This is a genomic window from Neptunomonas sp. (genome assembly GCF_016744175.1).
In the GTDB taxonomy this organism is placed as follows: Bacteria; Pseudomonadota; Gammaproteobacteria; order Pseudomonadales; family Balneatricaceae; genus Neptunomonas.
Map to the genome: position 1 here is coordinate 1 of NZ_JADGEV010000026.1, position 20,480 is coordinate 20,480.

Consider the following 20,480-nt stretch of genomic DNA (forward strand, 5'->3'; position numbering starts at 1 on the left):
TTACCAGACAACTCAAACGCAGGGAAAGCTTGTGCGTGTAGTACAGGGTGAAGTGTTTGATGTGGCCGTAGATATGCGTAAAGGCTCCCCCACGTTTGGTCAATGGGTTGGCGCTACTCTATCAGCAGAAAATAAGCAGCAGCTATGGGTACCAGCAGGTTTTGCTCATGGCTTTTATGTGACGACAGATACGGCTGAGTTTACCTATAAATGTACAGATTATTACCATCCAGAATCGGAAGTATCGGTAAAGTGGGATGACAGTGATTTAGCTATAGAGTGGCCTATTGCTCAGGGTAGTGTGCCTTCTATCTCAGGTAAAGATATGCTAGGGCTCGCCTTTAAAGAGGCTCCGGCATTTTGATGAAGTAGCTTAACAAGAAGCCAGTGCGGCTTCTTGTGGTGTTTTTTAATATGTTTGTTTAAACAAAGCTAGCAGCGCTTAATTCAATATTCTCCCCAAAATCAATTGTGCCTATTAATGCCGCTTGCTCAAAATCTCTACCGTGGTAGTCTGACGCCAAATGAAATAATGTGTATTCGCCTTGGTTTTCTTGATCTTTAAACATGACTATGTGGTTTTGTGTGGCGTATACCTCTCCGGTTTTAAGGATTGGGGTTAGCGTTGACACTCCAACGTTACCAAAATTATTTTCCCCACTAATGTTTGATACGGTGATGGCGGCAAGTAATGCTTCTGAGCTGAGCTGAGCCAAAGATTGTCCGGCGGATGCAGAAAAGCCTGTGATAATAGTAATATTATTGTCAGTGTGTACAAAGTGATTGGTTTGATAGTTGCTGTTGCCTAGGTTTAACGTATTAAGGCTGCTGCCCGTGATGTGGCCGATATAAGCTGAAAGATCAATATAGTCTATACCTTGCTCAGTGCTTGCATCGAAATTGGTGATTGAAAGGCTGCCGTTATTAGTTCCTGTAAATACAATGGTTTCATGGCTCTGCTGCTGAGTAGAGAGTATCAGTGTGTCGCTGCCTTTGCCGGTATTGATAGTGCTGCTACTGGCTGCTTGGTTAAGCGTATCTGTGCTGATAGTGTCATCACCCGCCTCTGTGTTAATAGTTTTAGTAACGCTGCCAGAAATTTCCACTCTATCATTCCCTTTACCTGTTTCAATAAAGAGCGTTAAGTCTGCCTGAGCGACGGATTTTGCAAGATTAAAGAGCAAGTTATCATCACCTGCTGCGGTGAGGTAGGTGAGCGGTGTCGGGTTTTGTTCTGGTATAGCATATTTAGTTACGGCTTGATCGGTGATCACTGCCGACAAGGTGATATCGTTTTTCATGCCAAGCGCATCGAACAAACGAACATCGGTGAGTTCATCTATTTGCAGTGTTCCGTTATTGCCAATGCTGTGAAATTCTACTTTTTCTAATGCGTTGTTTGTTGAGCTAACACTGCTTAACCAGCTATCATGATCAACATTAATAGTAAATTCTTGAATGCCAGCCGAGCTATTGTTAGTGTTAACGCCGGCGATAAAATTACCGGACTTCTCTCCTTTGCCCACATAATCAAAAATCGCTTGTGTACCGATTAGCTCATTAGTTTCTTTATATATTGCTGTATGTAGGTTCGATCCAGTGAGGTAGTCGGTGTAATAACCAAGAGCTTCTAATTTTTCTGTTCCACTGTAGTTCAGCACAATTTGTTTGCTGCTATAGCGTTGGCCATCAGAGTAGAATTGAGAATAGCTAGCCCCTAGGCTCGCTTTAAATGAAGATAGCCCTAAGTGGGATATGGCTTGGTTTAAATAGACTACGAAATCTTCTGGTGTCGTTTGAATAGGAGAGGCGTCTGGAAGCCCAATATTAACAGGCTCTCCATTTAGTGATAGTGCAACGCCTGAATACGGATTGTTGAAGAGAGGGGTTTCCCCCTGAGCAGCACTCGCTAGGTCGAATATCTCTAAGAGTAGCTTTTGGTTAGTCTGTTGGCTCAGCTTTGCTTCATCAAAGTAGGCACTAATGCTTGTGTCACCGGCCGCACTGTTACGAAAACCAATGCTGGTTTCGCCACTTAGCGCGTTAATGTTATCGATAGCTATATCACCTTGGCTCTCTACCGACCAAAAAGCGTTTGTGCCTAGCATCTTTTCTGCGTTAACCTGCTGCGCGTCAGTGGATTTGGTAGTCAAATATACATTTTCCAGCGCACTTGTCTCTAACTCTAGTGGCGATATGGAACTGCCTAGCTGAATCTTTAGAGAGTCGTTTCCTTCGTCTGCATTAATGGTATCGCCAGTTTGGGCTGTATTTTTGTTGTTAATTAAAGAAGCAATAAAAATATCGTCAGCTGCAGAGCCTATTAGCGTATCTTGAGTCGGTGTTAGGTGCTGTGTATATAAGCTGGATACCACTGCATCTACAGTGGAATGCTCTGAAGTGATTGTCTCTAATAATTGCTGAGAGTAACTAAAATCAAACGTATTGTTAGGCTTTGCTCTTATAAAGTGCGTGCTAACTTCTATTTTATTATGTAAGTTTTGAACTACGACACCCCAATTAGGGGCGTTTTGTCCAATACCTAGTAGGGTTGTTATCGCATCGAGTGCTGCTTCGCCGCGAGATGCTCCCTTAGAAAGAGTGCTTTCAATAAATTGAATACCCTCTTGAAGAAATGTTTCATCTACATTGTTATTAAGTAAACGCGTAGCGAATTGGATAGAAAAATCTTTATTAGAAAGCGATTCTGCGTAAATGGATTGAAACTCGTATGTAGAGGCTAGGTCGTTTGCTAGGTTAGCAAGAGAGATTTGATAGCGAGGTGTGTCGGCGAAACGTAAGATTATGGAGGCAGGAGCTGCGGCATCAAACATGCCTATAATTAAAGGCGTCAGTATATTTGATGGAATATCGTTAGTTTTCATTTTGGCTCCTTGCCGGAAAACTAGAGTATTAAAGCGGCAAGTTGATTAGCTTCCCGCTTAAGGCTTGTCTGTGCACTTAATGTGTCGTTGCAGTCTTAGGCTTGCGCGCAATTGGCTTTTTGGCGGCTGGTTTTTTGGCAGCGGGCTTGCGTACGGTAGGCTTTTTTGCTGCTGCTTTCTTGGCGGGCGCCGATACTATAGCATCATTATTCAGTAAGTCGGGTAGAGCCTGTAGATAGGCTGTGCGGGCTGTGCGAACAACTGCTAGCTCTGCTTCTAGCTGTTCAATTTTTTGGTCACAAAAACGCGCCGAATTAAGTTTTGTTTGTGCTTCGGGGCTAAGCTTTTCTATTTCGTACTGTTTGTTATCAATCGTTAGCGTTGCCATATATTTTCCATATTATGTAATAAACGCAGGTATCTTATCCTAAACGCTACAAGCTGTCAGTTTGTGGCGTAAGGGCTCTTACTCTCGAATATAGGGTGGAAGTTAACTTATTTAAAATTTTGCTTTGACTTAAATAAAATCATTGGCTGCCATGTTAGGAATGCCGGTCAATGCTGCTTCATTAGCGTTCTGAGGTATGCTCGTGTCTACTGCTCCAGAAAGTGCTGTAATAAGGTCTTGTAAGGCACTATTTGCATCATTGCCAGTAAGGTTGTTAACAAGCGCTATAATGTCAGCTTCAGAGCCGAGTGCGCTCCCTAGTTTTGATAAATCTACATTGGGCAAGTTAACGGAAGCAGGATCTAAAGCAGAAAGATCTTCTCCAGATAGGCCAAGTTGTGATAGTGCGCCAAATAAAGCAATAAACATGTTTTCAAGGCCTAGCCCATCTAATGAGGGAGTAGCTTGCCCAGCTGTATCTTGAGTGAATTCAGTAATCAGTTTGCTGTAGCTATCAAAACCTGCGAGTAACTCCTCCATGGAGCTTAGATCGCTGAGGTTTAAAGCTCCGACCTCTTGTGTGAGGTTGGCAGCAGCATCGCTAGCGTGTGTGGTAGTGGCTACTTGGCCTGTGTCAGGTGTGTCGTTACTGGTTGTGAGGTTGTAACTGCTAAAGAACTCTCTTACCACTGCTCCGGTCACTTGTTGACCATAAAGCTCTGCCAGCATGTCATAGGTTACGTTGAATTGCGCTGCCGTATCGTAGATGACTAAAGGGTTATCTAAATTACTATAGATAAAGGCACGGGCATCGCTAAAGCTTACCCCGTATTGTGATAGAAGCGCTTCGGTGTTTGTCATGGTACTCCCCTGTGTAGTGTTTATGCGTCCTGCTGCTGATATGCGATTTTTATATTAGGTAATGAATTACTCGCATCGGTATGGCGGCTGCAACAATGGTGGACATGGTCTTTGTTGATCAAATAATTGTGGTGGTTTTGGTTGTGTTTGTCCAGTGGTGGTATATCAATAATGAGTTGGTGGAAGTTTGTTTAGGCGTAAAAAAACCCCCAGCGCTTGCGCGAAGGGGGTTGTGTTCGTAACCACTTAACTAGCAGTGGCAAACGGCTTAATAACTAGGTCATTAAACCGTTACGATAACTTATGCTAGGTTCAATAGAGCCAAAGCAGCGATTTCAGATGCAGCTGGAGCAGTTGCGTCTGTACCGAAGTCAACCACACCCAGAAGATTCGCAGCTGTGTAGTCAGCGTTAGTATTAGTTGTAGCGTTATGATCCCAAGTTAGCTGGAATACTTTGTATTCGCCAACGTTTAGGTTGTTATGGATCATTACTACAGCTTCACCAGTAGCGCCTACAAGGCTAGTGATACCGCCAGCATTTGTTTGTGCGTTAAGGTCTGTATCGTCCAAAGAAGCATAAGTAGTAGCAACGTTGTTCAACGAAGCTAGAAGCTTGGCTTCTGTTAGACCTGCAAACGTGTCAGTAGTTGTAAATGTAGCATCAGTAGATACAGTAACAGAGTTAACTTCTGTTGTAGCATCAGCATTCAATGTAGTAGCAATGCGTGCTTCAGATACAGAAGAACCAGATAGAGACAGCTTGTTAGTTAGGTAAGCTGTGAAATCTAGGATATCTTCTTCACCAGCTGTGTCATCGTCAAAACCGATGATGCTAGTTTTAGTCCAAGTAGTATCGAAAACGATAGTGTTGTTACTAGTCGCGTCAGATGCAAGAGCGATTAGGTTATCGCCAGCGTCGCCGTGGATAGTAGAATCATTATCGAAGATAGATACGGCACCAACAATACCAGTCACTTCAACTTCAGCAGCAGAAGTATGAACGTTGTGATTAGTGATTGCAGTGTTCATTAGAACAGCAAGCGCAGCATCAGCAATGTCAGACTGTGAGCCAGTACCCGTGATTAGAGCAGTTTTCTCAGTAGCTGTTAGTGCAGCGATATCAGCAGCCTGATATGTACCACCAGCTGCAGTACCAGTACCAACAACAGTGATAATCGGTTCTAGTGTTTCAGCAGCAATATCATCAACTTTAGATTCGATGAATAGAACGTTGCCTGGACCATCTTTGTAAGATAGTAGGTCAGACAATACGCGATCAGAATCGATAGCTTGCTTGATAGCATTGTTGATTGTTAGCTGAGAAGCTTGGTAGTTAGTACCAGCAGTTACGTCTACAGTAGTTTCAAAACCGTTGAAGCTAACTGTTAGCTTAGTTTTGAATAGTACGTTTGTAGAAGCAAGTGCAGCATCAGAAAGAACGTCAAATGCATTTGCACCAGTGTAACCAACAGCTTCACCTGCCTGAGCACCTAGAGCCCATACCGCTTTAGCAGCAGTTTGGTCAACAAATACAGTGTCATCGCCAGTGCCAGCTTCGATGATGTAATCGCCGCCGCCCATTACATTAACGTAGTCATTGCCAGCACCAGAAACGATGTTTAGTTCGTTAACGTTAACGCCTTGAGTTTGGTTTGCATACCAGTCATCAGCAGTAGGAGCAAGAACGCCGCCTTCAACAACAGAAACAGTTAGGTTGTCGTTACCAGCACCGCCCGTTACGTTTAGGATGAAGTCTTCATGGCCTACAGCAGACTCTTCAACAGTTAGCGTTAGCTTGTCGTTTGCAGAACCCATAGTGTAGTTGAAGTTAACATCGTCAGCGTCTGGATTAGATGCAGTGTCTGTTAGGTCTAGGTACTTAGCGATAACTGATTCGTTAAGGTCAGCAGTCAAAGTTACATCATTAGACATGCTAGAAGCATCAAATACACGAACGTCGTTTAGAACGTCGATACGTACTGTACCGTTAGAACCGATGTTCTCAACAAATACTTCTTCAAGTGTGTTGTTAGTAGAACGAACCTGGTCAACCCAGCTATTACGGTCAACATCGATGTTGAACTGCTGAATGCCTTGAGAGCCTGAAACAGTACCCTGAGAGATGTTACCAGCAATAAAGTCACCTGCTTTAGAACCGCGACCAACGTTATCAAGAATAACGTCAACCTGAGTTAGCTGGTTAGTTGTTGATGGAGGTGCATCCAAGATAGCTGTATGGATGTTAGTGTCAGCAGGTAGGTCACCTGTTGGCGTAGTCCAACCTACAGCGCCTAGTTCTTCAGAACCAGTGTTCGTTAATACGATCTGAGTACCTTCGTATTTCAAACCATCATCAGAGTTAAACTTAGAGAAAGTTTCGCCAAGAGAAGCAGAGATACTAGTTAGGCCAGCTAGGTCTAGAGCAGCGTTTAGATCAGCAAGTAATGCAACGTAAGTAGTTGTTACAGGTGCAGCGCCTGCTACAGTGTGCTCTACGCCATCAATAGTGAACTTGAAACCGTTATATGGGTTGTTAGACAGTGGAGTACCGTCATCAGCCATACTTTCTAGATCAAGTAGTTCTAAGAACAACTGTGAACCAGCAGTAGTACCGTCTGGAGCAGTGATGTGATCAGTATCGTAGTATACTTCGTAGTTTACATCACCAGCATCCGCGTTACGGAAACCAAGAGTAGTTGTGTGGCTGTCTTCACGAACATCTTCGATAACTAGGTTGGCGCGGCTATCAGTAGACCAGTACTGCTTAGTGCCGTTCATGTCCTGAGCGTCGATCTGAACCTGTCCATCTTGACCGTCTGTACCGCCATCTTGGATGTCGTTATCAGCAGAATCTGTTGCTTCAGCTTGAGCGCGGAAATGTGCAACTTCAACTGACTCAGTTTTCAAAGAAATAGCTTGAGCCTGAGAGTTACCGATTTCAGCCATTAGTGTGTCTGTACCTGCGCCGCCATTGATAACGTCGCCAGACTGAGCTGAATTGCTGTTGTTAAAGATCCATGCTGTGAATGCATCGTTACCAGCAGAACCAGTAAGCATGTCCTGGCCAGTAGTTAGGTTCTGAGCAGTAGAGTCAAGACCTGCATCGATCAATACTTTCTGGTTAGAAACAGAAGTAGTGTCAGCATTAACGTTTGCAACAACTGCTTGCAAAGAAGCGAAGTCAGATTCAGCGTTTAATTTAGTTGTAGCGAAGTACGTTGCTACGTCTACCTTGTTCAGAAGGCCCTGAGCTGCAGAACCCCAAGTTGGGTCAGCAACGTCGACAGCCATTAGTGCTGTAACTACAGTGTTAGCAGTCTCACCACGTGAAGCGCCACCATTAAGAGAAGCTTTAACGAAATCAATACCAGCAGTCAAAGTTGCTGCGTCTGTGTTTCCGTCTAGAATGTTTGTAGCGAAACGTGTAGCGAATTCGTCGTTAGTCAACCATGTAGGGTATAGAGACGCGAATTCATCTGTAGCTGCTAAGTCGTTTGCAAGAGATGCAACAGACTGGCCTGCTTCGATTGAAGTAACAAAACCGTTCATAAGTTCTGCTGATGGTGCTGCGTCGAACATGCCGACTAGTAGAGAAATAACGTCATTACGTTGTGTAGCTGTGATAGCCATTTAAAGCTCCTTGATCAAGGTTGTTTACTAAACATTTACTAATTATGGTTTATTCCCAATATGTGAATAAACCAAAAATATTACCGTTTAATTACGGTTCATATGATACCGAAGTTAATATTTCTACTAACTCAGACGTTTAGTGCCCATAAGCTATGTCACTGTACGCAAATGAAGAATAGGTTAAACAAAGAGTTTTTGATGTGACGGACATCACACAACTACACATTTCCTTTGTATTTCCATATTCCATATCACGCAATGACACTTGTTTTGGTACTAAAACGCCGAAAAAATACCCCAATGCAAAGAGTCTGGATGCAATGTCGATATTATTTACCCAGATATATTAGCATTAATTGCAATTAATGCTAACTGGGCAAATTGTTTTTTTATAAGTTTTTAATGCGTCGCAGGGTGTTAGTTAAAGTACTTTCTTACATATCTAAGAGGGGCTGTGATACGCCAGCTCAATGTGTTTTTTATATTTTTAATTTCTTGTTCTGCTTGTTTTAGTAATTTTCGGTTCTCAAGTAGTTGTATTGGAAGCGATTTACGTAGAACGTTTTCTGCATTTAATAACGCCAACGTGTGAATGTCGGGCTGATGTTCTTGGTTAAATGCTGATGCTGTTTCGTGATTTAAAAGGTGAAATGCTTCTGCTGACTGTACCTTTGGGCCTAGTGTATAGCTTCTAAAAAGATTAAGCCCCCTGATTTGATCTGCATAGGCTTGGTCTTGTAGCTGTGAAGGGAAGCAGGCCATTGCTTTGTTTTTTTTGTTTGTACTTAGTGTAATGTCAACAAAGTAGTTTGGTATTAAGGGTACTCCAATTTCATAAAATGCTAGTTGGAATGAGTTGGGTGTTTTAAGTAATAATTTTAATGCCACCTGCGCCACGGCTCTGTGGTCACGATGCATTTCCCAGATTGAGGGTGCAAGAATTAAATCAGGAGAGATGTCTTCTATTTTTTTTTGTAACGTTGGGAGTAAAGACTCTTCGTTTAATAGTTGTCCGTCTTGGAAGCCCAAAAATTGAGGGAGTGGGTAACCCAGAACGGCAGCAGCAGCAATGGATTCTTTTTGGCGGCGGAGCTTTTTTTCATGGCGTTTCTTTGTGGCAATCTCTGCTGGTTGGTCTGCCCACTCATGAATCAGCACACCATCGGTGAGTATTAGTACGTGAATATCCGTTCCGCTGGCTTGGAGCTGATTTAGGGTTCCTGCGCACCCAAACACTTCATCGTCAGGGTGTGGGGCAAGAACGATTACCGACTTTGCAGGTAGTGTTGTACTAGAAGTATAAGGTGTGAAAAATTGTTCAATATTCATCTGAAATCAGTATCGCCTCCTAATAGCCACCACTTACCTTTGACGCGTAAGGCATGGTCTGAATTGTTCACATTATTGCCTGGAATAATAATATCTGTTTCTTTTATAGTTGGTTCGCTTTCTTTGAACCATGATAAAGCACTAGGTGTGCACCAAGCATAGATTCGTTTGCAGTTCTTCGATGTCGCAATGCTTTTGGCAGCGTTAATTAGGTTGTGTGTTTGATTACGAGAACCAATAATGTCTAATAATTCCATTTCACTATTAGGGTGTTGCTTTAGAATGAGCAGGCCTTGAGCCGTGTTTTCTCGAATAAAGTACAACAAATAGTCAGCAAAAGGTTTTTCAATATAACGATGCTTTATCCAATTGCTATCCCTGTATCCAATGGCGACATCTGTAGCGTCTTCTTTCATAGATTGCCACAGGGCGTCTATTTCAATCAGTGCGCTTGTTAAGTCTGTTGATTTGGTATTAATTTCTTCAATGGTGAAGCTTTGTTGTTCTAGTGGTGAGGTAGGGGGCCAGCTTGCCTCAATGATTTTATCTACAGGGCAATAAAGGTGTTGCTTCAAACCGACTTTAAAAGCCCGTTTATTTGGGAAGCCAAACCCAAGAGAATAAAGCTTGTCTGGTCCAATATTTTGTTCCAGAAAGTGACAAACAGCAAGTTGAAAAGGACCTTTTTTGGTAAGCACTCCACGTGCTTTTTTGGACACCATTATATCCCCTAGTTGCACGAGGCTTTCTGGCTGACCAAAGATTAAACCTTGGCGTGGTGTGCCGCCATTAAATGCAATAAGTTTGCCTTTTTCAGTTACTGCTGTCCCTGGAGTGGTGGATAGGCGGTATTTCCAGTGCCATGTTTCTAAATCTAAAGGGTGACCAAATGCTTCTTGAAATAATTTTGAAATTTCGACTTCTGGTATGTCACTGGCATTGACTATCTGCCAGCGAGGCTTTTTTTTTTAATCTGCACCCATTGGTGGGGAATATATACTAACCCACGCTCTTGTCCTGACTGTGTCACGTGCAGTGTTATGGCTGGATCCGCCTCGTCGTGTAAAAAAATTCCTCGACTACAAAACAAGAGAACGCCTACATAGTAGGTACCTTTCATTAAAGGGAGGTCTTTATATGAAATAGACAGGAGGCCGTTTCCATTAGCATCTAAGTCCAGTGTAAGGCCGTCACCCCATGTGCCGCAGCTTGTCACTAACTGTCCGCCAGAATTATGGATGACGATTGCTACACCTGGTATTTCATTTTCAAGTGAAGAATGAAGTTCCACTTCTATTGCGAGGTTGCTTGTGCAGCTTGAAATGTTTAACACATTACCTGTGATGTTATCAGCGTAAGCGGTGACTTTGGTTATTCTTGCGCTGTTAGGTGAAGATGGCGGGTGTGTGTTTGATTCATTCTCTTCTTGTGCGTTTTCATATGACGTGGGCGGTGAGTTTGAGGGGAGTGTTGCATTATTTGGTTGTGCTGGTTGTGAGTCTTGATTGGCTAGGCGATCTAAAAAGCTTTGGTAAGTGGGGATTACAATATCAGGTTTTCCACTGGCGCGAATTTCACCCTTCTCAATCCATATAGCATGAGTGCATAGTGTTTCAACTTGATACAGGGAGTGAGAGCAAAAGAGGATGGTTTTGCCGCTATCGCGCATTGCCATGATACGCTCAAATGAACGGCGTGCAAAATCTCCGTCTCCTACAGATAACGCTTCGTCAATAATCAGGATATCTGGATCGACACTGGTGGCAACAGAGAAAGCTAGGCGAACATACATGCCGCTCGAGTATGTGGTTACTGGCTGATCTATAAAAGATCGAATGCCAGAAAACTCAATAATGCTGTCTAGTTTTTCATCAATTTCTTGGCGGGATATGCCCATGACAGTAGCGGATAAATATATGTTTTCACGGCCGGTGAACTGGGGGTTGAAACCTGCCCCTAATTCTAGCAAAGCAGCTATGCGCCCATTGATTTTCAAACTGCCGGATGAAGGGGTTAAGGTTCCGCACAGTAATTGTAGCAGTGTTGATTTACCAGCACCATTTCTGCCAACGATACCAAGCACTTCTCCTTTGGGTAAGTCGAAGCTAATATTTTTTAGTGCGTGGTAAGGCTTGTAGTAGATTTTTTTGTGGCCCCATATGAGCTGTTTTAAGCGGTCAGACGGGCTTTTATAGATATGATAAGTCTTGCTTAAAATATTAGCTTGAATTGCTGGTGATAGGGTTTGTGTGCTTTCAGAGGACATCAGCAAATCCTGGTCGGGTTTTGTGGAAGCAAAATGCACCTAGTGCAGCGATAAAGCTTGTAGATATGAGATAAGTTACTAAGGCTATGAGGTTTGGCCATTGTCCTTGTAATACCACTGCGCGAAGTGACTCAATAATAAGCGCCAGTGGGTTAAAAATCATGACGCTTTGTACAAATTCAGGTAAAGCGGTAGTAGGGTAAAAAATGGGTGAAAGGAACATCAAAGGTGTAAGAATGAGGCCGACAATGTGTCCTAAATCTCGTAAATACACACCAAGAGATGAAAGTAACCACCCAAGTCCTAAAAGAATAGGTAAAAAAGATATACCTATTAAAGGCAGCGCTATTAGATGGATGGTTAATTGTCCTTGAGCAAAAAAAGCGCCTACGATCAATACAGTTAAACTCAACAAGGCAAAGAAGCTAGATGCGCCCACGCTAACCCAGGGCAAAATCGCAAGAGGAAAGATAACTTTCTTCACCATGTTAGGTTGCTCAGACACCAGTGAGGGCGCGCGCCCAACGACTTCACTAAATAGCGTGAAAACGAGAAGGCCTGAAAAAAGCTGTAAGGCGAACTCTGCATTAGATGATGATGGGTCGCTAGGCCATTTGGCATTAAGCACCGTTCTGAAGACAAAAGTATATATTGCGAGCATAGCAATCGGCGTTAGTATTGCCCACCCTAGCCCAAGCCATGATCCTTGAAAGCGTTGTTTTATTTCCCTTTTTATCAGTTGGACTAGCAGTTCTTTATGCTCTATCGGGAAAAAAAATCCTTTTAGCCATGAGGTCTTTGCCATAAGCCCTTATTACTCACACATTGATAGAAAAATTGACGGCTGATCCTAACACCCCGTCTTTTTTAGCGCAACGCAATCGCCTATGCCTGCATTGTGTGTATGGCGAGCTTTCCTGTAATATAGCTGGTTTTGTAATACTTTGTTTTGAGGCGTTTTATGGTGGATCAATTGTCCGTGCAAACTCCTTTGGTTAGTGTTGTTGTGCGAACTAAAGATAGACTTGGAAGTCTAGCTAACTGTATCGAATCTATTGTGGAGCAAGATTATCGTCCTATTCATGTGGTTGTTGTAAATGATGGGGGGGAATGTGTTCAAAATGTATTGTCTTTATATGGTGATGAGCTATTAACAGTCACCTTGTTGGATCTAGCTGAAAACGTTGGTAGAACATGTGCTGCAAATCTTGGTCTTGATGCGGTTAGAGGGGAGTACGTAAGTTTTCTTGATGATGATGATTATTGGTTACCCAGCCATCTTTCATCTCTTGTTTCAGGGCTGCTGGATTCGAAACTGGATAGCGAATCTGGGTTGCCGGAAGTAGCTATATACTCTGCAACACGTGCAGTTTTGATTGAAAAAAATGCAGAAAAAGAAATCAAAATTTACCAAACAGACTTTGATAAAGCTCGGCTGTTATATAACAACTTTTTGCCAATCCATAGTGTCCTTTTTAGTCGGGTGGTCTTGGGTAGAGGGGCTCGTTTTGATGAGTCGTTTGATCTTTTTGAAGATTGGGATTTTTGGTTGCAAGTCAGCAGCCTTATCCCTTTTATATATTTGCCAAAGATTACGTGTGTTTATCGATTGCACTCAGATGCTTCCGGAGTACATGGAGAAGGCTTAACCACAATCGCATACCAGAAAATTTATGAAAAGTGGCTAGCAAACTGTAGTTGTTCAGAATTAAGTGAACTCTTTCAAAAAACACATGCTTGGTGTAGTGAGGGGGTAGAAAATCTTCAAAATGTTCATCAGGAAAAATTGAATACAATAGGTGGATTACACACGCATGCTATTTCTGTTATTGCAGAAAAAGATGCAAATATTGCCTCTTTGAATAAAATATACAGCAATGCTATTTCTGTTATTGAGGAAAAAGATGCAGACATTGCTTCTTTGGGCGGAATACATAGTAATGCTCTTTCTGTCATTGAAGAGAAAGATGAAAATATTCGTACGCTAGAAGAAGCTCACCGCTATGCAGTTAGTGTAGTAAAGGAAAGAGATATCACATTAGCAGCGCAGCGTGTTGATATTGATAGTTTGCGAGCGCAGTTAGGTGAAATAGACGATGAAGCACAACGGGTGAAAATAGATCTCAGTAATGCTTTATCTGTTATTGATGATAGGGATATAGAAGCAGCGCGCTTAGAAGAAAAGGGTGTTGCTCAGGTTACTGAAATAGCTAATCTAAAGGCACAGCTAGTCGCTCCGATTATTAAACGATCATGGCTTGTATTACAAGGTGTGTTCGGACGAAGGAATAAATAAGAGTATGAAACCAATAGATGTAATTGTTCCTGTATATCGCGGGCTTCAGGATGTCAAAGATTGTTTGGATAGTGTTTTAAACTCTAAATGTAATCAGTCCTATGACCTCATTTTTATTGATGATGCTTCACCTGAACCGGAGGTTAGTGCATATTTGCAGGCTGAGGCTAAAAAAGGCGAGTTTACATTATTAATTAATGAAGAAAATCTTGGCTTTGTTGCGACAGTGAACAGAGGCATGCGCTTGCATGAAGATAGAGACGTGATTTTGCTCAATAGTGATACTCAGGTGGCAAATGATTGGATAGATCGCTTGGTGCACACGGCATATGCTAAAGATAATACAGGTACAGTAACCCCTTTTTCTAATAACGCCACTATTTGTAGCTACCCTAATTTTTGCCAAGATAATGAATTGCCAAAGAACCTTAGCGTAGCACAAATAGATGATTTGTTTGCTCTGTGTAACCCAGAAGCGTCTCTCGATATACCAACAGCGGTTGGTTTTTGTATGTATATTCGACGTGAATGCCTAACTCAGTTGGGATATTTCGATTTAGAAACTTTTGGTATGGGATATGGTGAAGAGAATGACTTTAGCCAAAGAGCTATCAGTATGGGATGGACTAACCAGTTCGCTTTAGATGTATTTGTTCATCATACAGGTAATGTGAGTTTTGGTGACGAACATAACGAGCTAAAGCATGCTGCATTAGGAAAAATTACAGCAAAGCACCCTACTTATGAGAGGCAAGTTCACGAGCACATTGCCGATGACCCTGCCAAACCATATCGTGAACGTGTCTGGTTGGCTAGTTTGAAATATAGTGCTGTTCCATTTGTGGTTCATATTTCGCATAATCGTGGTGGAGGTACGGCTCGCTTCGTTGAAGAATTGAGTGATGAACTAAGTTCTCTGGCAAATTCCTTATTGTTAATGCCTAGTGTTGCAAAGCCTGGCTATTTATCATTGAGTCAGGTTTTTACGCATTCTGAAGCGCTTGCTCCTGAAGAGTCTGGTTATACTCTGTACTTTCATGCAGAAGAGGAAAAAGCAGCCCTTATCAGCTTTTTGAAAAGTTTGCCTGTGCAGAGTTTGCACTATCATCATCTTATAGGGCTGCCTAAATGGTTTCAAAAATTACCTAAAAAGCTTGGGTTGCCTTGGTTTATCGCTGTACATGACTATTATATGGCATGTCCGCATATATCTTTAACGAGTACTTCAGGTAATTATTGTGAAGAGAAAGGTATTTCAGATTGTAATAAGTGCCTTAGTAGTAGTATTGGAATAAATGAAAAAAATATAGAGACATGGAGGAATTCGTTTAAGCTATTCCTAGAAGGAGCTGAAACGTGTTTTACGCCAAGTAATGACTGTCAGCAACGTATGGAGGGTTACTTTCCAGACGCTACGTTTGCCACAGTATATCACCAGCAAAGTCAGCATTTCTCAGATGTTGGGAGCACGGGTAGTCAAAATGAGCAAGCAGGCTCCGCGCGTTCCCGAGTTGTGTTCAAGGTCATAGTTTTAGGGGCATTAAGCAAAATTAAAGGTGCTGATGTTCTGGAAGCGCTTGCTGTTCACTGTAAGCAGGAATCTATTGATATAGAGTTCGAGTTGATGGGCTATTCCTATAGAGACTTAGTATCTGCGCCCAATAGTAATTTAACTGTGTCTGGTGCTTATCAAGAAAGTGAACTGCAAGCATTGCTTGAAGAGAAAATCATGCACCAAGAAGCAGATTTGATCTGGTTTCCTGCGCAGTGGCCAGAAACGTTTAGTTATACCCTGAGCGCAGCGATAGAGAGCGGGCTTCCTATTTTGGCATCGAGTATAGGAGCATTTCCTGAAAGACTATACGGGCGATCAAATGCTTGGGTGTTACCTCGGGATGCTTCGCTAGAACTGTTGGTGAATACTATATTGGCTATCAAGAAAAAAGTGTTTGAACACTCCGATGTGGAAAGCTTGTGTGAAATGGTGGGGGTTGCTCGATTTGTGGATAGCGGTTACCGCTATAAGAATAATTATCTTGCTTCTACGGCAACACCTAGCATTTTTGCTATAAGAAAGGATGGAAAAGATAAAGTTGGTCAGTGGGTAAGGATGTTTATGTTGCACTTGAACTCAGGCCAAACAAAGCGAGATAAGTTTCGTGTTAATTTATTAAAGCTATTGGTGAGAATCAAATTTCTTCCCATAATGAGCTCTGTTGTTCAGCGTATACCGCAAAGTCTACAAAGCCAAATTAAGACGAAATTGTTGAAATAAGGTTATTCTTTCGCTTCTGCAAGCTCTTTTAGGGCTTGCGGCTTTAAAATTTCAAGACGACTGCTTCCGTCACGTTTGACAATTTTATTTGTCTGTAATGTTTGAAAAACCCGGGTTACCGTTTCTCGGCTGAGGTTTAGCATGATGCCCAATTCTTGGTGGGTGGGTGGGTTTAAGATGACATCTTCTAAGGGGTTGTTTTTCTTTTGTTCGCTCAACATTATCCATAGTTGGCCGCACACTCGACCAGTTGTATTGGAAAGCCCTAGTAAGGCGCGCTGAGTTGAGAGTTGTCTAACTCGGCCTGCCATGCGTACAAACATGCTTTCAACAAGTAAGTAATTATTTTGGAGAGCGACTTTTATTGAAGATAAAGGAATAAAAACAACTTGGGAGCGTGTTAGCGCAATAACACTTTCTGGCTGGCCTTGTGAATCAAAAAGTCCGAGCTCTCCGCAAAAATCTCCTGGCTCGACAAAGTACAGTCCGACTTCGCGCCCGTCTAGAGTGAAATCCACACCTTGCAGCCGGCCTTCAAATAAAAAACAAAGGCTTTCACCTTGTTGTCCACTGTTAAGAATGGTGCCTCTGCGGCCTACACTTCGTAATATAGACTGCGACGCTAAAGATTCTAGTGTGTGCTCAGGCATGCTGTTTAGTATTTCAAAACGCTGTAACAGTTTAATTGAAACTGCCATCCACTCTCCAATTGCCCTGTTTCCTACTGCCAGCCTTAGCATATGCTAAGTAAGCTGCTAGTACTACTTATGATAGGTTATAGGCTAATCTATTCGTTTTGCAAGTTGCGTAGACTGTAGATTAGGTCACTTAGCCGTTATTAAAAGCACGGTCATGAAGTATTTCCCATAAAAAATTCATATATGTGACCTTAATCACTCTGACTATTACTATTAGGGATAGTATAGATAGTCTAAGGGTTCGAATGAGCCATCCACCTTGTGTTAATTTGTCGCTTGTTTTTAGGTAGGTCACATGAATTTTTTAACATATAGAGCGCAAAATATTTTTTCGAGTTTCAGGCTATCCTGTGGCTTTATACTACTTGTTTTTTTGGTTTGTTCGTCTGCAATTGCAAGTACTAAACCTGTTGGAACAATTTCTTTTGTTATTGGAAAAGCCTATGTGGAAAATACTACGCATAGAGTGCTTCAGACTAAAGCTGTTGTGGGTGGTGATATCTTTGAGGGTGATAGAATAGAGACAGAGACAAGTGGCCATGTACACATCCGCTTTGCTGACGGGGGGTTAGTCAGTGTCCGCCCGCGAAGCGTTCTTGAGGTCAAGTCATATCAATATGATGCTTCTGTTCCTTCTAATTCTATTATCAAGTTTGATTTGGTTGAAGGTGTAGTGCGATCAATTTCTGGTACCGGAGCAAAAGCGGCGCGTGATAAATTTAGGCTAAATACGCCTATTGCTGCGATTGGTGTAAGAGGGACAGACTTCATCGTCAAAGCAAGCTTGTTAAAAATGCAGGCTGTCGTTAACGAAGGCGCTATCGTTGTTGCTCCCTTTTCTTTTAGTTGCTCCAGTGAAAGTTTAGGGCCTTGCTCGTCCAATGCTGTCGAGCTCGATGATGTGTCTCAGTTTTTAGTAGAGCTATCTTCATTGTCTGATAAGCCTCGTCTTGTTCCTTTATCTGAGCGTCTAGATCCGGAGTTGATAAAAGAGCCTACGGATAATACCAAAGGCACAAATGCTGAAAAGACGAGTGCTACAGGCAGTAATTCTGATGAACAAACATCTGAGGAGTCTTCATCAAGTGAAGATTTAAATCAAGGCAAAGAAACTGTTGGTTATGTGGCTCCTGTTGATGAGACAAAGCGCTCAGTCGACCGTTTAGATGCAATTATTAAAGAAGATCCTTCTCTTGGTATTTCGAACTATGTTCCTGAAGAGCACGTCGGTTTAGAGGTTTTAGCCAAGCGTCAATTGGTTTGGGGACGGTGGGGAAACGCAATAAAGGATACGGATAGAATTGTCGCTGCACGCGAAGATCTGCTTGACGGACGTAGTGTGGCGGTCGGTAATCAAGAGTATGTGCTGTATCGGGCTGATCAAGACTTATCAGTAGTTGATATGGGTTTGAAAAACGTTGAGTTTGGTTTGGTTGATGCTCAAGCGACACTGACTTCAAGTCACTCTGTGGAACTGATGGAAGTAAAAGAAGGGCGGTTAAGTATTAATTTTGCAAAAGGTACTTTTGAGACGGGGTTAAAACTTGACCATTATCTGACTTCTGAAATGGAGGTTGAGTTCGCTGGAACGATTGATGAAAAGGGTTATTTCAATAGCCGAGATGAATCTTCATCCCTTCTTGGCGCAACAACTCTCGATGGCAAAGAAGCGAGTTACCTTTTCCAACAAGCTACTGACTTTGGTCGTGTAGACGGTATTACTTACTGGAACGATAAGTAAGGTATTACCGATGAAGACTCTAAACAATACAAGTAGCACTAAAAAAATGCCTTTCAAAGCTGATAACTCAGTAGTTTTTGGTGTGCATTACTCCATTATGAAGCTGCTTGCATTTGTAATCGCTGGTTTATTTACACTGCTTTTTTGCATTGCTTTTAGTGATTTCAAATATGTAGTCGAAGAAAAATTTGGTGCGCTGAGTTGGGTTTACTCTCCTTCTGAAGAGCTTGAAGAACGAATTACAATTGTTGCCATCGATGAACGCAGTCTTGAACAAGTTGGGCCGTGGCCATGGTCTAGGGGAACTCTGGCGCAGTTGTCCCAAAAACTAAAGGGTGCTGGGGCTGATTTGCATTTATACGACATGGTCTTTCCTGAAGAGCGGGAAGGGGATGACAAGCTAGTAGACGCGTTGCAGAACTCTCCAAGTGTGTTAGCCCAAATTCCTGTGTTAGGTGCTGGTGACTCTTTATCTGTAGGGAAGCTATCAGGTGCGATTGCGAGCATGCGTTGTCATTCTGCTTTACCTGCAACGAATAACTATTTAGCCAATAACGCTAATTATGCAAGTATTCCTCAAGGTCATATCACTCCTATTGTGGATAGTGACGGTATGATTCGTAAGCAACCCCCTCTTATTTGTGTGCAAGATCATGTTTTGCCATCACTCGCTCTGCAAGCGTTGCTACAGGGGATGCGTTTGTCTGCTGGTGATAACCAGCTGAAGATTACTGAAGGTGATGGTTTATTTGCTCCTGCATTTACTATTAAACCCAGTGATTATCCCGGCATAAAAGTACCGATAGATGAGCAGGGAAATCTTAGAGTTCCTTACTATCAAAGTGCAAGAGTGTTTCAGGTTGTTTCAGCAGTCGATGTGCTGCGAGACAATGTAGATCCGAATGTGCTCGAGGGTAAGTGGGCTTTGGTTGGCGCTACCGCTTTTGGCTTAGGTGATGTTGTTCCAACTCCTCATAGTGGGGCTGCTCCAGGAGTAGAAGTGCAGGCTAGAATTTTGTCAGGGTTATTAGATGATAAAATTCCGTATCAGCCTGCTAATGCGCGTTTGATATGGAATATTGAATGCTTGCTATTCATACTTATTCTATTGGTTGTATCAAGGAGAAATGCTCGTTTTTCTTCAATAGGGCTTCCCTTAAGTGCTATTGTTTTACCTGTAATAGCGCTAGGTATACATGCTCAGTTGTTAAGTTCTAATATCTGGCTTGGATGGTTTGCCCCAGCGTTGTTTGGCTTTCTCTCTGCTTCTTTACTTGCTTTGCTGGAACACGGATGTGTACGTGTAGAACGAAAAAGAGTGTTTAATAATTTGAGCAGCTATATACCAAGTGGTGTAGCTAGTGAAATTGCATTTAATTTACCTAGCGGTGCTATTGAAGCTCAGAGAAAAGAGTTGATTCTTTTGTGTGCTGATTTAAGAAATTTTTCTGCGTATGAAGAGTCTAGACCGCCGGAAGAGGCTGCTGCGCTTTTGCATTGTTTCTTTGTTCATACGTGTGAAATTGTTGAGAGTTTCGGTGGGCAAATAGAAGAGTTGAAAGGAGACTCTGTATTGGCCAGCTGGTCGGTGGATGAAAAGGGCAACGCGACTAGTAAAGCGCTAAGTGCATCTCATAAACTCCAAGAAATGATTGATACAGTAATACCCTCGCGGCCTCCTGCTGGTTTGGAGCCTATAGCCTTGGGGATTTCTATTGAGAGAGGCCCCGCATTGGTCGGCTCTATTGGCCCTGCTCACTGTAGAACCCATACGCTATTGGGAGATACGGTGACTATTACTTTAAGAATTCAGGAGATGACTCAAGAGTTAGCTCAACCTATTCTGATAGGTGAGTGTGCTGCTCGGGACTTGGCTGGTGATATGCTTGAATCTCAGGGGTCTTATTTGTTGGATGGGCTTCAAACTCCGCATATTTTGTTTGCTCCTGCTTACCAGGAGCCTTCTCAGAATACTGAGCAAGGTAGCCACTTGAGAATCATCTCTGGTGGGAAACGGTAAATATAGTGAAAGCAAAGTGGCTTGCGCCTAAAGATGGCTCTCTTTATGCTTTCTGCTAATCCAGTTGTTTTACGTACATTTTATTTA

Annotated in this window: 14 protein-coding genes; 5 read left to right on the plus strand and 9 right to left on the minus strand. The window is 42.5% G+C overall.

Going from position 1 to position 20,480, the window contains the following annotated elements; genetic code table 11:
* Positions 1 to 364: dTDP-4-dehydrorhamnose 3,5-epimerase (gene rfbC, locus QZZ55_RS12505; RefSeq protein ID WP_293267673.1), on the plus strand; the 364-nt coding region annotated here is incomplete at its 5' end.
* Positions 365 to 422: 58 nt separating this feature from the next.
* Here the strand turns inward: rfbC and QZZ55_RS12510 are convergent.
* The 8 genes from QZZ55_RS12510 to QZZ55_RS12545 form a co-directional block, all read right to left on the minus strand.
* Positions 423 to 2,885: a hypothetical protein gene (locus tag QZZ55_RS12510; protein ID WP_293267674.1), complete on the minus strand. Its 2,463-nt coding sequence runs from the start codon at positions 2,883 to 2,885 to the stop codon at positions 423 to 425.
* A 76-nt stretch (positions 2,886 to 2,961) separates the two neighbouring features.
* Positions 2,962 to 3,273 (minus strand): DUF6447 family protein, encoded by a 312-nt coding sequence (locus QZZ55_RS12515; protein ID WP_293267675.1) that lies wholly within the window; start codon positions 3,271 to 3,273, stop codon positions 2,962 to 2,964.
* Between the two features lie 129 nt (positions 3,274 to 3,402).
* The gene (locus QZZ55_RS12520; protein WP_293267676.1) at positions 3,403 to 4,134 is read right to left on the minus strand and encodes a hypothetical protein; all 732 of its coding nucleotides are present in this window, start codon (positions 4,132 to 4,134) and stop codon (positions 3,403 to 3,405) included.
* Positions 4,135 to 4,435: 301 nt separating this feature from the next.
* Positions 4,436 to 7,765 (minus strand): hypothetical protein, encoded by a 3,330-nt coding sequence (locus QZZ55_RS12525; RefSeq protein WP_293267677.1) that lies wholly within the window; start codon positions 7,763 to 7,765, stop codon positions 4,436 to 4,438.
* 420 nt (positions 7,766 to 8,185) lie between these two features.
* Positions 8,186 to 9,097 carry a PIG-L family deacetylase gene (locus tag QZZ55_RS12530; protein WP_293267678.1) on the minus strand — a complete coding sequence of 304 codons (912 nt, stop codon included), beginning with the start codon at positions 9,095 to 9,097 and terminating at the stop codon, positions 8,186 to 8,188.
* A complete protein-coding gene (locus QZZ55_RS12535) occupies positions 9,094 to 9,819 on the minus strand; it encodes a hypothetical protein (RefSeq protein ID WP_293267679.1) in 726 nt (241 codons plus the stop codon). Before QZZ55_RS12535 ends, QZZ55_RS12530 begins: the two co-directional genes overlap by 4 nt.
* 221 nt (positions 9,820 to 10,040) lie before the next feature.
* Positions 10,041 to 11,363, minus strand: coding sequence for an ABC transporter ATP-binding protein (locus tag QZZ55_RS12540; protein ID WP_293267680.1), 1,323 nt, complete (start codon positions 11,361 to 11,363; stop codon positions 10,041 to 10,043).
* Positions 11,353 to 12,168 carry an ABC transporter permease gene (locus tag QZZ55_RS12545; RefSeq protein WP_293267681.1) on the minus strand — a complete coding sequence of 272 codons (816 nt, stop codon included), beginning with the start codon at positions 12,166 to 12,168 and terminating at the stop codon, positions 11,353 to 11,355. Before QZZ55_RS12545 ends, QZZ55_RS12540 begins: the two co-directional genes overlap by 11 nt.
* A gap of 174 nt (positions 12,169 to 12,342) precedes the next feature.
* Here QZZ55_RS12545 and QZZ55_RS12550 point away from each other — a divergent pair, with 174 nt between their 5' ends.
* On the plus strand, positions 12,343 to 13,659 hold the full coding sequence (locus tag QZZ55_RS12550) for a glycosyltransferase (protein WP_293267725.1): 1,317 nt from the start codon (positions 12,343 to 12,345) through the stop codon (positions 13,657 to 13,659).
* Between the two features lie 4 nt (positions 13,660 to 13,663).
* Entirely contained in the window at positions 13,664 to 15,934 is a 2,271-nt protein-coding gene (locus tag QZZ55_RS12555) for a glycosyltransferase (protein WP_293267682.1), read from the plus strand.
* Between the two features lie 2 nt (positions 15,935 to 15,936).
* Here the strand turns inward: QZZ55_RS12555 and QZZ55_RS12560 are convergent, their stop codons facing one another.
* A complete protein-coding gene (locus QZZ55_RS12560; RefSeq protein WP_293267683.1) occupies positions 15,937 to 16,632 on the minus strand; it encodes a Crp/Fnr family transcriptional regulator in 696 nt (231 codons plus the stop codon).
* Positions 16,633 to 17,077: 445 nt separating this feature from the next.
* On the opposite strand from QZZ55_RS12560, the gene QZZ55_RS12565 reads away from it, so the two are divergent.
* Both QZZ55_RS12565 and QZZ55_RS12570 read left to right on the plus strand, forming a co-directional pair.
* Entirely contained in the window at positions 17,078 to 18,373 is a 1,296-nt protein-coding gene (locus QZZ55_RS12565) for a FecR family protein (RefSeq protein ID WP_293267684.1), read from the plus strand.
* A gap of 10 nt (positions 18,374 to 18,383) precedes the next feature.
* Complete coding sequence (locus tag QZZ55_RS12570; protein WP_293267685.1) at positions 18,384 to 20,393, plus strand: adenylate/guanylate cyclase domain-containing protein; 2,010 nt, start codon at positions 18,384 to 18,386, stop codon at positions 20,391 to 20,393.
* The last annotated feature ends 87 nt before the right edge of the window (positions 20,394 to 20,480 follow it).